11 protein-coding genes are annotated in these 14,758 nt (G+C 61.6%); 6 read left to right on the forward strand and 5 right to left on the reverse strand.

Annotated features, from left to right (window positions below; all coding sequences use genetic code 11):
* Positions 1-39: 39 nt before the first annotated feature.
* Together AA309_RS29900 and AA309_RS29905 are read left to right on the forward strand one after the other, a co-directional pair.
* A complete protein-coding gene (locus AA309_RS29900) occupies positions 40-1,584 on the forward strand; it encodes a M81 family metallopeptidase (RefSeq protein ID WP_047192664.1) in 1,545 nt (514 codons plus the stop codon).
* Complete coding sequence (locus tag AA309_RS29905) at positions 1,581-2,537, forward strand: ornithine cyclodeaminase family protein (RefSeq protein WP_047192665.1); 957 nt, start codon at positions 1,581-1,583, stop codon at positions 2,535-2,537. The genes AA309_RS29900 and AA309_RS29905 overlap by 4 nt, the downstream gene beginning before the upstream one ends.
* 369 nt (positions 2,538-2,906) lie before the next feature.
* On the opposite strand, the gene hmpA is transcribed toward AA309_RS29905, so the two are convergent.
* The 3 genes from hmpA to AA309_RS29925 all read right to left on the reverse strand — a co-directional run bounded on the left by hmpA (position 2,907) and on the right by AA309_RS29925 (position 6,188).
* Positions 2,907-4,124 (reverse strand): NO-inducible flavohemoprotein, encoded by a 1,218-nt coding sequence (hmpA, locus tag AA309_RS29910; RefSeq protein ID WP_047192666.1) that lies wholly within the window; start codon positions 4,122-4,124, stop codon positions 2,907-2,909.
* Positions 4,125-5,066: 942 nt separating this feature from the next.
* Positions 5,067-5,906, reverse strand: coding sequence for an AAA family ATPase (locus tag AA309_RS29920; protein ID WP_052955097.1), 840 nt, complete (start codon positions 5,904-5,906; stop codon positions 5,067-5,069).
* A gap of 24 nt (positions 5,907-5,930) precedes the next feature.
* Positions 5,931-6,188 carry a hypothetical protein gene (locus AA309_RS29925; RefSeq protein ID WP_047192668.1) on the reverse strand — a complete coding sequence of 86 codons (258 nt, stop codon included), beginning with the start codon at positions 6,186-6,188 and terminating at the stop codon, positions 5,931-5,933.
* A 580-nt stretch (positions 6,189-6,768) separates the two neighbouring features.
* Here AA309_RS29925 and AA309_RS29935 point away from each other — a divergent pair.
* The 4 genes from AA309_RS29935 (at position 6,769) to AA309_RS29950 (ending at position 13,004) form a co-directional block, all read left to right on the forward strand.
* Positions 6,769-6,996 (forward strand): hypothetical protein, encoded by a 228-nt coding sequence (locus AA309_RS29935; RefSeq protein ID WP_047192670.1) that lies wholly within the window; start codon positions 6,769-6,771, stop codon positions 6,994-6,996.
* Between the two features lie 849 nt (positions 6,997-7,845).
* Positions 7,846-11,604 carry a hypothetical protein gene (locus AA309_RS29940; protein WP_052955098.1) on the forward strand — a complete coding sequence of 1,253 codons (3,759 nt, stop codon included), beginning with the start codon at positions 7,846-7,848 and terminating at the stop codon, positions 11,602-11,604.
* Positions 11,605-11,671: 67 nt separating this feature from the next.
* Positions 11,672-12,106 carry a hypothetical protein gene (locus AA309_RS29945; RefSeq protein WP_047192671.1) on the forward strand — a complete coding sequence of 145 codons (435 nt, stop codon included), beginning with the start codon at positions 11,672-11,674 and terminating at the stop codon, positions 12,104-12,106.
* A gap of 490 nt (positions 12,107-12,596) precedes the next feature.
* Positions 12,597-13,004: a hypothetical protein gene (locus tag AA309_RS29950; RefSeq protein ID WP_047192672.1), complete on the forward strand. Its 408-nt coding sequence runs from the start codon at positions 12,597-12,599 to the stop codon at positions 13,002-13,004.
* Positions 13,005-13,290: 286 nt separating this feature from the next.
* Here AA309_RS29950 and AA309_RS29955 read toward each other — a convergent pair whose 3' ends face one another.
* Positions 13,291-14,175: an alpha/beta hydrolase gene (locus tag AA309_RS29955; RefSeq protein WP_047192673.1), complete on the reverse strand. Its 885-nt coding sequence runs from the start codon at positions 14,173-14,175 to the stop codon at positions 13,291-13,293.
* 137 nt (positions 14,176-14,312) lie between these two features.
* Positions 14,313-14,585, reverse strand: a complete 273-nt coding sequence (locus tag AA309_RS29960) for a hypothetical protein (RefSeq protein ID WP_047192674.1) — start codon at positions 14,583-14,585, stop codon at positions 14,313-14,315.
* Positions 14,586-14,758: the final 173 nt, after the last annotated feature.

Genomic DNA, 14,758 nt, shown 5'->3' on the forward strand with positions numbered 1-14,758 from the left:
TCCCTCCCTATCCTCCTTCGCCAGACATGGAGTCGGACTATGTCCTTTCGCGTTCTCTCGGCACAGATCATGCACGAGTCGAATTCCTTCAGCGTTCGCCTCACGTCCCTGGACCAGTTCGCCGATCTGATCCTGCTCCATGGCGAAGAGGCCCTCAATGCACTCGACGGAACGAACACGGAGGTCGCGGGCTTCCTGGATGTTGCGCGCGAGAAGAGCTGGGAGCTTGTGCATGTCATCAGTGCCCACGCCAATCCGGCGGGCTGCGTGACCGAAGACGCCTTCGAGGCGATTACGAAAGTCGTCGAGGAAGCCGCCCGCAGGGAACGGGATCGCCTCGATGGAATTCTGCTCGCGTTCCATGGCGCCATGGTCACCACTCACTCGCACGATGGTGAAGGAGAGATTCTCGAACGCCTTCGCACCATCGTCGGTCGGGATATTCCGATTGCGGCTACGTTAGACCTGCATGCGAACGTCACCCGACGCATGTGCGAGCTGGCTGACATCCTGGTGTCCTACAAGACCTATCCGCATATCGACATGCGCATCGCTGGCCGGCATGCGGGCGAGCTGCTCCACCGGACCATGGCTGGAGAAATCAAGCCGCACACCCTCTTCGTGCGTCCTCCCATGCTGGAAGACGCGAATGGCGGACGCACGGATGTCGGCCCGCTCGTCGCCCTGATGGACCGGGCCAGTGCCTATGAAAGCGAACCCAATGTCTTGGCCGTCAGCGTCAACGGTGCCTTTCCTTATGCCGATATCGATGAGATCGGCCCGACGATCACGGTGACCTATACAGGCGATCCGGAGCCGCACCGGCAGTTTGCCGAGGAGATGGCGAAGAGCATGTGGGACATGCGTCATGACCTCGTCAACCGCTTCCTGTCTCCCGAGGAAGCCGTGACTTCCGCGCTCACAGGCGACGACCGGCCGGTCGTCATTGCCGATTATGCCGACAATCCCGGTGCCGGAGGCTATGGCGACGCAACGAACCTTCTCCGAGCATTGATTGCAGCAGATTCGGATGCCTGCCTGTGCCCCATCGTGGATCCTGAGACTGCCTTGCAGCTGCAGGGCGCGACGCCCGGCGACAGGGTTTCGATCCGCCTCGGCGGCAAGGTGAACTCCTCCTTCGGCGGCGAGCCTCTCGAATTGACCGCCACCCTGCTGAGCGTCTCCGACGGCAGCTACACCTGTGACGGGCCGATGTATGCAGGGATGCGCATGTCCTTCGGCCCGACCGCCGTGATTCAGGTTGGTCGTGTTCAGGTCGTTGTCGTCACAAAACTCCACCAGTGTCACGACCTGCAGCAATTCCTTGCATTCGGCATTGATCCTCGTGCCAAGAAAATCGTCGCCGTCAAGTCGATGCAGCACTTCCGGGCAGCCTTCGAGCCGATCGCAAGCCGCGTCCTGGTTTGCGACAGCGGCGCACTCGCCTCTCCGGATCTGACAAACTTTACCTTCCACCATGTACCGAGGCCGGTGTATCCGCTCGATTCCGGCACGCCATACGATCCTGAAGTCTTTGTCCGAAACTTATCGTCAGAAAAGTCTGTCTTGGGAAATCCGGCATGAAACAGCTCCATCCTGCTTGGCTCGATGCCGCAGCCGTCGAAAACCTGGCAAAGCGCATCAATGCCGTTGCGGCCATGCGCGAGCTCTTTCAGGCGCACGGGCAAGGTCGCGCGGTCCAGCCGCCGCAGGTTCTCACTCTGCTGCCTGACGACCGGGGTGACTTCATCACCTATTCGGGCATCCTGGCGGCGGATGGTGTCTTCGGAGTCAAGGTTTCGCCCTATGTCATCACGCCGTCCGGCGGCAGGGTTACGGCAACGACGATGCTGTTGAGCGTTGAAACAGGACAGCCGCTTCTGTTCTGTGACTCGCTGGCGCTGACGACGGAGCGAACCGCCGCAACGACGGCATTGGCGGTCGATCTCCTCGCCAGACCTGACGCCGTCAACCTGACGATCGTCGGCAGCGGCTCAATCGCCTTGGCTCACCTGCGCCACGCATTACCGCTTCGTGCCTGGACCCGAATCCGCATTCATTCACGCAACATCTCAGCCAAGAAGGACGCCCTTGTAGCGCGCTTTGGTGAAATTCGACCGGTCCCCGAGATCGTCGACGACTGCTCTCTCGCGGTGGCGGATGCCGATGTGGTGCTCCTTTGCACCTCGTCCGGCACACCGGTTATCTCTACGGAGCATATCAAACCCGGCATGCTCGTGACGTCGATCAGCACGAATGTCGCCCGTGCGCACGAGATCCCACCGGAAACCCTGGAGGGGATGAATGTCTATTGCGACAACCGATCGACGACGCCGCTCATTGCAGGCGAGATGGTGCTGGCTGCCGAGAGCGGATGGTCCCGTGACGACATTCGAGGTGATTTGGGTGACCTTGCCTGCGGCAAGGCACAGGCCCCCCTCCCTGATCGACCCAGTTTTTTCCGGTCCATGGGCCTTGGCATCGAGGATGTGAAGATGGCCCTCGAGATCTACCGGTTGAACTCGCAGACATCTTAAGCCGATGGCACACCAGCATCCCGAGATCCGCACCGATGCGATCGTACTGAGAGCCGGATCGCGAGCATATCCACCCTGTGCCTTCAGACGCATATGGGTGGTGACGGCGTCCTGATCGATCGACGTGGAGAAAGCAGGTCCTCCGTGAGCCTAGAGCATTTTCCGGCGAAGTGGATCCGGTTCGCCGTCAGAAAATGCGGCAGAGCAAGGAGGAGAGCCGATTCCACGCCATTGGAAACGGCTCTAGGTCCAATGCAGGGACATCCCTTATGTCGGGAGGATGCTTCTCCTGGCAGTGGGGCAAGCGACGGCATCGGTTGAGGGCACGCCCACTCATGACAGGCCGGCCATCGGTATCGGTCAGAACGGCTACGCCGCCGTGAGGATCTCGTCGGCCGGCCCGAAGAACTCGTAGTGGATGCGGTTCGACCGAACCCCGGCCAGGGCCAGCCCGCCCACGAATGCCCTCAGGAACGGTCGCGGGCCGCACAGATAATAGCCCGCCTCGTCCAGTGGCGTGTTGGCCTGAAGCCACTCCACGCTGATCAGGCCCTGCTGATCGTAGTCCTCGCCCTGACGGTCCCCCGGCCGTGGCTCGACGTAGAAGGTGGTCGCCTTGATGTTGGGATGGGCCTGGGCCAGGGACCGGACGCGGTCCTTCATGGCATGCGTCGAGCCGTTGAGCGTGCCGTGCACGTAATGGGTGGCTTTGTTGGGGTGCCGGGCCGCAATGGTCTCCAGCATGCTCATCATCGGCGTCAGCCCGACCCCGCCGCTCAACAGCACCGCGGGCCGTGGCGATTCCTCGTTGAGGAAGAACTCGCCGGCGGGCGGAGCCACCTTCAAGATCTGGCCAACTTGGGCGGTGTCATGCAGCCAGGTGGACGCGATGCCGTGCGGCTCCTTCTTCACGGAGATCCGGTAGGTCTCGTCATTCGGCGCGCTCGAGATGCTGTAGTTGCGCTTGAGCGGATGCCGGCCGGGCACCTCGAGCCAGAAGGTCAGGTACTGGCCGGGCTGATGGCGCAGGACGGGCTTTCCGTCTTCAGGTCGCAGCACGAACGAGGTGATGATCTCGCTCTCCTTCTGCTTGCTTTCGATTCGGAAGGTGCGCCAGCCGTTCCATCCGCCGGGAGCCGAAGCGAGGCTGGTGTAGATCGCCGTCTCGCGTCCGATCAGCACGTGGGCGAGGAACCAGTAGGCCTCGCCCCAGGCGGCCAGGATCTCGTCGGTCGCGGCGTCGCCGAGCACGTCCTTGATGGCGCCGAGCAGCGCCTCGGCCACATGGGGATAGTGCTCGGGCAGGATGTTCAAGCCGACGTGCTTCTGGGCGATCCGCTCGACGGCGGGTGCGAGAGCACCGAGATTGTCGATGTTCTGCGCGTAGGCGAGGATGGCGGATGCGAGCGCCTTGGGCTGGGATCCCGTCTCGCCATGGTGCGACTGGTTGAAGAGGTCGCGGATCTCCTCGTTCCGGAACATCCGCTCGTACATGCGCTTGGTGATCGCCAGCCCATGCTCCTGGAGAGCCGGTACGGTGGCCTTCACGAGATGGATGGTCGTGTCGCTCAACGGGTTCGTTGCCATGGGTCACCCCTGGAGATGTGTTGAATGAAACAAGATGGCTTTCGGCGCATGCGTTACGCGTGCGGTCGCGACGGCAATCCGCATCGCGATCTCGCACCGTCGTCCTGTCCCTGATCGACAGGCACTCCGTCGGAACATGATCGAAAATACGGATCATGCTCGGTTGTTCCCTCACGCACCACCAGGCGCAGGGAGAGGAGCGGGGGCCGGGCGCATCCGGTTCGGACATCCTCTCTCCTCGATCGCTTCCCGATGCCGGTCTGGCAACTGGCCTGTCGGTATCCGCGATCGGTCAGGTGCACCTCCCCGACGCGCCCGGCCGCGGCGAGTTCGCGCCGGGCCGCCATGAAGCCGCCGTGTGGCAGGCCTGAAGCCGCCACGACCTCCCGCGCCGGTGCGTGGCCTGACAGCCGGCATGCCGCGCGTACTCGCTTCCCTGCCTGTCAATCCTTGCTGAGGATCCTGCGGGCCTCCGCCTCCTGGCCCGGCCCCGCGCCGGCGCGCACGCAGAGGCAGTCCTTTCCCTCGCCTTCTCGCCCGGCTGCGGGCTCTCGGCAACCGCAGTCGGCGAAGGGAATTTCAGACCTCAACGGCTCCTAGCGAATTTTGGGGTTATCGCGCCGTGCAAAGGTTCATGCGCGAAGCAGAGGATGGTGGGCCCGACGGAACTCAAACCCGCAACCAGACCGTTATGAGCATTGTGCTTACGTTATGAGGCGCAGCGCATTGAATTCGTTGCGCCTCATCCCCTTAGGTTCGGGAGCCAGTGTACAACTCCATTCTGTGGGAACCGGTGGGGAAGCTCGTTAGGCCCTGAGGGATTGGGTCTTCGGCGCCTAGCTGTTCTCAGGACTCAGTTCCCGGGAATCTCTGCATGAGGCTCTACGTTCTGCATGAGTGCTGAACTCGCGGCCCAATCCACTGCTGTTCTCCGATCCCGTTTCAGTGTCTGATAGTCCTCGAACCAAGGGTGACCTCAACCATGCGCCGTAGCCTGCGTAACGAACCACCCGGCCACGCCTTTGTGACGGCTTCCAGTTCGATCTCGTCGAGCGGGCTGCCCCAACGCCGATCCAGTCCCTGTTCGGCGAGAATGTCGAGGATGATCTGGTGAGCGAGAACTGGCAGGTGCTCGCCCTTGGGCTCAGGGAAACTGATGACCTTGCAGCGGTCCCTCAAGGGAGCCGACAGACCGTCCAGCGAATTGGCGGTCATTACCCAGGTAACGTGGGAGAGGTCGCAGGGCGCTTGGACGTACGGATCATGGAAGCGGCATGCCGTCTCCTGTTCCAGGAATGCAAGGAGTGCATCGTGCGCCTGCCCATTGTAACGGGAAGTGCCGACCTTCTCGATCTCATCCAGAACCGCACCCGGCCCTGCGATCCGGTACCGCGTGATGAGCGCGACTGGCAGAGAGGGCTCACCGGTCGACCATCGACGGGCTGTACCCGCGAAGGCTCCATCGGAGATCCCATCGCACGGAACAACATCATGAGGTACATTGAGCACGTTGAGGAGGCGGCGCGCGAAGCGGGATTTGCCGGATCCCGGCGAGCCAACGAGGATGGTCGGGCGGACCCGGACGTGCTTGCGGGGCGCGAGGTCCACGAGGATTCGATCGATCACGTCCGTTGCATAGGGGAACTCAGTTCGCAAGGTCGTCCTAGCCAATGTGAGGTCCGGAACAGGAACCAGCGGCAGGGCTTTTCCGGCGAGCTCGTCCAGTTCCTTGGCAACCTTCTTTCCTTCCCCCGTGTTCGCATTCCCAACCTGATTGAACACGACTGCTGAAGGTCCAGAGGCAGCTTAGGTATCGGCGTCCTGGATGAAAGCTGCCGGAGTATGTACCGCCTTCACACCTAGTGGTTTTCCGCGTGCGGCCTGCGTGCCATCCGCCGGAAGAATTCGCACCTGGATTTCGATCACCTCAGTGAGCAGCTTTCCGTAGCGGGTCACCAGTTGCGCAGCAGTCCCTCGGCGCAAAACTCGGGTTTCATCACCAAGGTAGAGAAATGCGGGATCGGATGCCGCAACAGAAAGCCACCCCAGAGCCGCCGTGATCATTGGACGACATGTATCCACTCATTCGGGTATGGCTCGAGTGAGACGGCTGTCGTGAGCGCTTCGCGGGCGAGATCGATGGCGGCACGCAAATCACCGAGATGCGCAAGATAAATCCGGCATCGCAACCGCCAGGATCGGGCGCTGTCCGGGAGGCTGGTCGCGGCCACTTCGAGCATGTCCGCAAGGGCCTTGACCAAGGGCCTTGACCTCGTCCATGCCGGCACTGACGGTGAACTGCTCCAAGGAGTTCAAGACCATGGAGTTCAAGACCATCGCAAAATGAGCGTGGCCCTCCCTCTTCCGAAGCCGGGGCATCAACCTCTTGGCGAAGGCCTGCATGTCCTGCTGGATGTCGTTCGCAAGGAAAGGCATCCCAGTCGGCTACGTCCGGGAGCGGATCGGCGCCACGCCGGGCCAGTCCGGTTCCAGCCATCGTGGTGCAGCCTAATCATGATGCCTGGATCCCTGGCTTAGCGTCGTTGTCATCCGCTCGTGGCGGGCAGCAAATGTGGAATGTTGAGGCCTGATTACATGCGACACGGTCATTCAAGACGGTCCCGCAAGACGGTCCCGGCGCGCCATGTCCTGGGAGATCGCCGACAGGCTGCTTGAATCCTTGCGGCCGACCCGTCACCTCCTCACGCGGACGCTGGCGGATATCCCGATCGGCGGCCCGGAATACCGCCAGGTCGATCGTGTGGTGCAGGAAATCGATGGGCTGGCCAAGATCCTGATCGGTGACGCGACCCACTACTATCGTGAGAGTTATTCCGCACAGGTACCGGATACGGGGCAACGCAGTGAATAGATGATGGTGCCGTGGGATCGTGCCATAACGGAATGCGCATGTAACTTGCTGAATAGGCCCCAGCGGATTTGCGGATGCCGACTGGTTCGATTGCCGCCGCAGTCTGGACCTTCGGCATTCGACGGTTCGATTATCGTGGGAGTCCATTGCATGCCGAATTCCTGCAACGAACAGCACACGGCCATGCCAATTATAAGAAGTTTACCCCGGTTCATCAAAATCCCATAAACTCGGGTAAACTCCTTTTATAATTGATGCTGCCGTCGTCATCTGACAGCGCGGACGGCATTGCTTTTGTTGAGGCAGGTCCAGACTGGGTCCAGCCGCACATTCCCTCCACGTTCCGGATGCTCAACGAACGTCAGCTCTGACCGCCGAAGCCGACCAAGCTCTTAAGTCCGCCTCGCGCCAGAACGCGACATTCGCAGGACCGAAACTTACGACGCCCTAAGTAGGCAGCAAGCCTTCGGTTGCCTTCCTTTTTGCTGACCGTCTATGGCAGGAGCCATGACGCGCGCCGTTCGACCTATGCCGCATGAAGGCCGTTTCCATTGGGCAGGATTGCATCCGCCCGGACCATCGACGAACTCCGACCGTCAGCGACCACTTGCGCGATCAAAGGCACAATCACACTGTCTTTACTGCGGTCTGACCAGAAGAGTTACTTCGTTGGTAACGCATCTATTCAGATGACATCATTTCACGGCAGAAACCTCAAAAAATTGCTCCTGTATTCCTGTCGTGGTATATTTTGAGTGAAGTCATCGATACTGTGACGCAACCGGAACGCACGATCCGGTCACTGGTCCAATTCTGCCAAAGCCACAACGCCGCGCAGGAGTGCCGATCATGTTGGACAGCGCGCAGTTCCTCAAGAGTAGCTTCGCAAGCCTGTCCTCGGACGAGGCGTTGCGTCAGCCTGTCACGGTTCTACTGGGCGTTCCCGCACCCGCGCAGGCACCTCTGGAAGCCATCGGCGTTCAGAGCGTCTTCGATCTCGCGGCGTCGCGGATCTTCACGACCGCAGGCCGCCTGTTAGCACTCCAGCGCGATCCGACGATGGCCGAGGTGCGTCTCAACGCGATCGCGACCGATGCCGTTGATGCTCCCCCCGGCGTGCCCGTGACGGAGTTGGCCGATCGCCCGATCGAGATTCTGCGCGGGATCGGAACGGACAACGCCGAGGCCGTGAGTGGTGCCCTGGACGTCGTGACAGTTCGGGATCTTGCGCTCTGGCCACCTTACGGCGCCGCAAAGACACTTCTCGATCTTGCCTTCTTTCCCGAGAAGGAGCCGGACTTCGACCCCGACGCCCCGGCAGACCTCCTGCCGAAATCCGGGATCTATCCGACCGAGCGGGTGTTCTATCGCAAGCTGGTTCTCGATGCCGTGGGCGCGCCCGGAGAAACCCCACAGCCGATCGAAACCGCCGCGGCGATCGACTTAGGGGCGGCACTGACGATGCCCTTGGCCTTCCAGCGTCTCGCGATTGGTGCGGAGCTAACGTTCAGCCAATCCTGGTTTGCGCAGGGCCTGACGCTCGGCCAACTCCTGCATTCGACCTCGCTGGCCCCTGGCGAAAGCACGCTGATCGCTATGATCGACTGGGAGCGGCGCACGCGCGCTTCCGCCAGCGAGACGATCTCGGAAACCGAGCAACTCACAAACACCATGACGCACAGTCGCGCCGTCAGCGAGGTGACGGACGCAAGCGCATGGGAATTCCAAACCGGCAAGTCGAAGGTCACCACGACATCAACTACAGGCCAGGGAGGCGTTGGATTTGGTCTCGATCTCGGCCTTGTGTCGATCGGCGGTTCGGGCGCCGTCGCGACATCCAGCACGGAGGCAACAAGCGTCTCGTCCTCCTACGGTCAGCGCGAGCTCGCGGCGAGCTATGCTCAGCAAATCAATGATCTGAGCCAGCAGAACGCCTCGGCAGTCCGCAACCGCCGGGCCTCCATCGTGCGTGAGGTCTCGCAGGAGGAACATGAGCAGATCAGCACGCGTGTGGTGACGAACTACAACCACATGCATGCGCTCTCGATCCAATACTACGAGGTGGTGCAAGCCTTCCGCGTCACGACGCAGCTCGAGCGCGCCCGAAAGTGCCTGTTCGTGCCGCTGCAACTGATCAGTTTTCACGACCCGGCCGTGATCGACCGCTGGCGTCTGGTCCTCGCCAACGCGGCCCTGACCCAGCGCGCGCAGCGTCAACTGACAGTGGAATATGGCGTGGTCGAGATCATCCCACAGACGCCGCGCGTTACGCCGGGACGGCTGATCCTGACCGGACCCCGTCCGTCAGTGATGATGCGCCGCGCCGCCAATGCGCCAGCCTCGACGAGCGCTGCCGGCGCCGCCACTCCGGACACGGCCGAAGGGACGCCGGCGCCGGATGGGTCCACCGCAGCCGATGGCAGCAGGCCCGATTACCGCGCGGCGCCGGTCAATACGCCGACGGCCGTGCTCGCCGCCAAGGGTTGGAACGTCGACCAGCTCAGCGCGATCGGCTGGGCGACCGGCCGCCTGCTGGGACGGAGCGGCTCCGACTCCGTGTTCGTGTCCGACGATACGCTGGTCCTCGGCTTTAACCTGAAGGAGGGGCAGGCGGCGCGGTTTTCCGTGCGGCGGCGGGACGGCGCCGAGGTCACGCCAGGGCACAGCTCGCCCACGGCCTTTGCCTTCGCCGGCCCGATCCCGATCACCGAGTTGCAGTCAATCGCAATTCAGACCACAGAGGACCGTGACGTCGCGACGGCCCTGGTGCTGCAACTCAATGTGCTTGGCACCGTGTTTCCGCTCGATGTGCCCGTGGTGCTGCGGGGTGGCTCGTTGCTGGACGTGGTCAACTTCGGTGGCATCGGCGCCGCACGCGAACTGACTGATCACCTCGAAGCGAACCGGCTGCACTACAGCCAGGCGATCTATCGCGCCCTCGACGCCGCCTCGATTGGGGCGATCCTCGCGCCCTACACCTATCGTGGCCTGCCGCTCGGGCAGGTGATTGATCCGCAGCCGGTCGCTGTGACGGCGAATTTCCTGGTGTTCCGGCTCAGCGTGTCGTCCGAAGGCCACACCCGCGATGCGCGGTGGGCCGAAGAGGAGACTGCATGGCGGGAGTGGCTGGTCGAGCACGGGCTTGACCGGCCTGCACCGAAAACGGAGCTGATCCCGTTGCCGTCGGGCGGCGTGTTCGCCGAGGCCGTGCTCGGACGCTTCAACGCCGCCGAGAAGATCGACCTCACTCGATTCTGGAATTGGCAGGACTCACCGATTCCGATCACCGCCCCCGAGATCGCGCCGGTACAGGCTGGCTCGCGGGCGCAGCCGGAGGACCTCAGGCCAGGGCAGCTCTCGCAACCCATCGTCTCGATCCAGGCGCCGACCAGCCTGCCCGAGCCTACGGGTGTCAGTGCGATCGTCTCGGCGATTCAGCAGGGCAACATGTTCCGCGACATGAGTGGGCTGGCGCAGGCCTCCGAGCTGGCGCGGGCGGCCCTGGAGGCGTCCGCGCGCGGCGCCACCGCTGTCGGCGACCAAGCAGCCCAGAACCTGAAGACGGTCATGGATGCTAGGACCGAGCGCATGCGCATCGCGGCGCAGCTCGCTGCGCAGAGCATGGGGATGCCTGCTGGCGGGAACGGGGCTGCCGCTCCGGGCCGGAACACCGTGAGCGAGCGCGGCGGTGAGTTGAACATGGCGAAATCGATCGATGCAGAGGGAGCTCAGAACGGAGCAGGTGGCTTAGGTGCCGGAGGACCATCGGCTGACGCGGGCGAGAGCTCAAGCGTCGATGAGGGCGACCTGGGGAGCGGCTCGGACGGGGCGGAGCCATTTGACGGTCTTACGGAGTTACAGCGCACCTTCCGCGCCCAGCGGGAAGGTCCCGGCGGCGATCTTACGGTCCCTCTCGTGCGAACGATCCTGTCCGACGTCGATTCCCCGGATGATGGCTCGAGTAGCGGAAATCTCGCAGCGCAGATTTTCAGGCCAAAACGCAAGCCGCAAGCGGCGACACCAAGAAAGCGGGGGTCTCCTCACGAGGATTTCAGCCTACGGTTCATTGTTTCTTCCCAGGGAGCGGCGCGGGGAGAACACGGACACCTACCAGATGGTTGGATTTTTTACAGGATCAGGGATGCGGAAGGAACCATGCTGCCCATAACTTCCGAAGGTTGGGTGCGCCTGTCAGGTGATCGTCATGGTAATTTCATCCAGTCAAAGCGATTTACCTTCCCGGTAAAAAATACTATCTACATCCAATTGTTTTTAGTTCCGGTATATAAAGCAGAAATTGAGAATACTGATCTATTCAACCAAGATTATATTAAAGGTATTTATAAAGGGGAAATTAATTACGTCAAAGGTGCGAGCGTTTACAATGTTGATATTATGGCAACCACCAAGTCTATGCGAGCTCTTGCGCCTAGATGGATAAATTTTGACGACATTCTTCAGGAAAAAGGGATTTCTAGACATGTAGTCTTCGACGTGTCCGCGACCAACACTCCCGAGTCGGGCGGCAATACAGTCGAGTATATCTTCAAATATTATGATGTTGATCAACCATTAGACGTCTTTAAACCTTATAAGTTTGCAGATTAGGCCTCAGAATGTCAGCCGCTGCTGGGAATATATCCGCTTTGCCCGTCATAAGACGTAATGAGAGGGGATGATGCCAATCAATCCGCTTGGGCCTGATGCTTTAGGCATGCTCCTCCATGGCAATGGCCGCGTGACGGTCGCAAATCGCGGACCCGAGGACACCGGGCTTGTGATACTGGCAGCCGTAATCGTACGGCATAGGAACTCCGCACCGACATCGCGCCAGGCATTCTTTGGCCTCGACCTTCGGACTGATGAGGCGGAAGCAATCGAGACTACAGAACCGACTGATCAACCCTTCGATGGCATCGAAGTGTTACTGCGCGTCTTCACGCCTGGCAGCCTCGGCATTCGCGAGGCCTACATTGCCACGCAACCTGATGCCGTGCCTGCGCGACAATGGGAGGTCGGGTTGCGCGTTGATGACGGCACTGTCAAGGAAGGGGAGTTCACTTTACCGGAAAGTCCTGGTCTCGTAACTTACCTGCGAACAATTGCATAAGAAGCACGAGCAGATAGAGAGGGCGTCCTGGGCTAGGTTGCCTTCCAAACTCTATTTTGGGCATCAGAGTTGTCATATCCGCCAGTCCCTTACTCTGGACGAATTGAACTCGAGCCGACTATGGACGCTTAGGAACCCATGGAGCCGCGCCCCGACATGGTTGCTTCCAAATTCGTGGATTGGGGGTCCCAGTGCCAAGGTCTGCATCGGGTCATTCTCTGCCGGTCCCCGACCGCTCGCGAACGTCTGCTTCGGCTGAGTTAGCTGCCCTCCGCCTAACTTCTCAGATGTGCCAATTGCAGACCTTCAGTCCTGCCCCAGGAAGCTACCGGCCGCCGGTAAAACCGCGGAAGAGGAGCGCGGAAGAGGAGAATGTACTTGTGTCATCAGAGCACAAGCTCAACGGATTGCCCTGGCAGACTTAGCCGTGAGCGCTACCTGCTGGTGACGGAGGAGCCGTACCCGCCGACCCAGGCAGGAAGGATGACCCATGCGGACGAGAGTTCTGGAATGTGCGGCGGGAGCGGTTCTGTTGCTGACTGCCTGCAATACGGTGACGCGCGGGGTCGAGGAGACGGTGACCATCAGCGCCAGCCCGGCCTCTGCGCGGATCCGGACGTCCCTCGGGCACGAATGTTCGCGCTCGCCGTGTGTCGTGAAGGTCAATCGCAAAACCGAGTTCACCGCCTATGCGGAGGCCAGAGGGTACCGGTCGGGGGCCCTCGTTGTGAAACCAGTGCTCACGGACAAGGCCGCTCCAGGGGTGCTTGGAAACGCGATCCTGCCCGGCGGATCAGTTGGTCTGGTCCTGGATGCCGCAAACGGAGCTATGTTGGACCACAAGCCCAATCCGGCTCACATCGACCTCGTGCCGGTTGGCCGATCCAGAACCCGCTAACCTAAGGGCCAGGAGGACCTGCAACGCTCGTTGCGTTCGGTGCCGCTCCCATTGAGGTGAGCGGCACAGGGTCATGCTCGCTTGGGGCAAAGTGGGAATTTCGTGAGGTACGCGGGGCGTCCACTTGAGACCGTCAGCGGCCTCAACATTGGGATTGCTGTCATCATCTCGCCGTCTCCTGCATCCCGGCTGATCGCGGCGAGAATGCATCGCGGGGCTTCGCTCAAGGGTTTTTGAAAGCGGGCGTGGCCACCCCCCGCTGCAAGACCGACCCTGGACCATGTCATCAAAGATGCTGACGCATGAAGGTCCCGGCCTTGGCGAGAGCCTGACGCCCAGGCTCCAGATGCGCGTTCCACAGCGGCCAGGCATGGATCATGTGCGGCCACAACTCGAGCGTGACCGCCACATCGGCGGCTCCGGCGGCCGCCGCAAAGCGCGTGGCGTCCGCGAGCAAGGTTTCATCCGACCCGACTTGGATCAGAGCCGGGGGCAAGCCCGTGAGATCCGCATACAGCGGCGAGACACGCGGGTCCTTTCGATCCATGCTGCCCGGCAGGTAGGCATCGGCCAATTCGTGGAGGTATCCGTCATGGATCAGGGGATCGACGCTGTCCTTGGTCGCGAGCGTGGCACCTGACATGGTCAGGTCCGTCCACGGCGACAGCAGCCATGCACAGGCGGGAAGCCCCTCGCGAGCCTTCTGAAGCTGACCCATCAAGGCCAGCGTTAGCCCTCCCCCCGCACTGTCGCCGCCGACCACGATGTGCTTTGCCTCGACGCCCTGCCCTCGCAGAAAGTGCCAAGCCGTCAAGGCGTCCTCCAGCGCCGCGGGAAATGGGTGCTCCGGCGCGAGGCGATAGGCCACGGCGAGCGTACGGACCCCGGCCGCCCGGCCAGCCTCGGTCACCAAGCGGCGATGGCTGAGGATTGATCCCGAGCAGTAGCCGCCCCCATGAAAGACCATGAGAATACGTAAGGCGTCGCTTCCGGGAGCGATCGACCACTCGCCGGGCACATCGTCCACATCAACCGGCTCAAGCGTGATGTCGTCGGCAACCGGCCAGACCGACCCCACCTCGTTGAGACGCTGGCGGCGTTCGGTCCATCCGACCGGCCGCGGTTTGGAGCTGAGCAGGGTTCGAACAGCCTCGATCTCACTCTGGTCCATAGGCTCCGCCTCCGTTCAACACGACGTGTTCTGTACGCCTTTTATTGTCGAGACTGGTAGTCCAGGCACCCGTGAGGGCCGATGATCATCATGCCATTTCTTGTAACATCCTAGAAGCAGCATCCTGGCTGATCCCGTCACGCCTTTGGGCGGGGAACCCGCACCAACCAGGTGATCGACACAAACGCACCAATCCAGGAACCGAGAGCTGCGAAGGCGACGTAGACCGCATGCTCCGTGTAGCTGATGACCGCAAAGGCGGAGAGCAGGTACCAGATGGCGCTCCAGTTCGCTGCTCGGACCCGGTGCCGGGCCACCACGGCGGCGTTGAAGAACACGTAAGCCGCATCAGTCGTGGCGGTGGCCAGCACCACGCCGAGGGCGATCAGGGGGTCAATCGCGACGGTCATCGACGCTCCTCCCAGTGGACCCCCAGCCACTGATGCACTCTGGATCTATAGCGTGCCGTGTGGACGTAATCTTCCGGCAGCGCTGAGCAATCGGTTGAGGCCGTCGGCGCAATTAGCGCAGCCTCACTGGACCGCAATCGCGCAAGGGCTGCTCTGGGTCTTGGTTGTGTCAA

The sequence above is a fragment of the Microvirga vignae genome (genome assembly GCF_001017175.1).
Lineage (GTDB): Bacteria > Pseudomonadota > Alphaproteobacteria > Rhizobiales > Beijerinckiaceae > Microvirga > Microvirga vignae.

Bases quoted from the DNA above. Each gene is read 5' to 3' on its own strand.
- AA309_RS29900 (WP_047192664.1), top strand. From the start codon at position 40: ATGTCCTTTCGCGTTCTCTCGGCACAGATCATGCACGAGTCGAATTCC.
- AA309_RS29905 (WP_047192665.1), top strand. From the start codon at position 1,581: ATGAAACAGCTCCATCCTGCTTGGCTCGATGCCGCAGCCGTCGAAAAC.
- hmpA (WP_047192666.1), bottom strand. From the start codon at position 4,124: ATGGCAACGAACCCGTTGAGCGACACGACCATCCATCTCGTGAAGGCC.
- AA309_RS29925 (WP_047192668.1), bottom strand. From the start codon at position 6,188: ATGATCACGGCGGCTCTGGGGTGGCTTTCTGTTGCGGCATCCGATCCC.
- AA309_RS29935 (WP_047192670.1), top strand. From the start codon at position 6,769: ATGTCCTGGGAGATCGCCGACAGGCTGCTTGAATCCTTGCGGCCGACC.
- AA309_RS29940 (WP_052955098.1), top strand. From the start codon at position 7,846: ATGTTGGACAGCGCGCAGTTCCTCAAGAGTAGCTTCGCAAGCCTGTCC.
- AA309_RS29945 (WP_047192671.1), top strand. From the start codon at position 11,672: ATGATGCCAATCAATCCGCTTGGGCCTGATGCTTTAGGCATGCTCCTC.
- AA309_RS29950 (WP_047192672.1), top strand. From the start codon at position 12,597: ATGCGGACGAGAGTTCTGGAATGTGCGGCGGGAGCGGTTCTGTTGCTG.
- AA309_RS29955 (WP_047192673.1), bottom strand. From the start codon at position 14,175: ATGGACCAGAGTGAGATCGAGGCTGTTCGAACCCTGCTCAGCTCCAAA.
- AA309_RS29960 (WP_047192674.1), bottom strand. From the start codon at position 14,585: ATGACCGTCGCGATTGACCCCCTGATCGCCCTCGGCGTGGTGCTGGCC.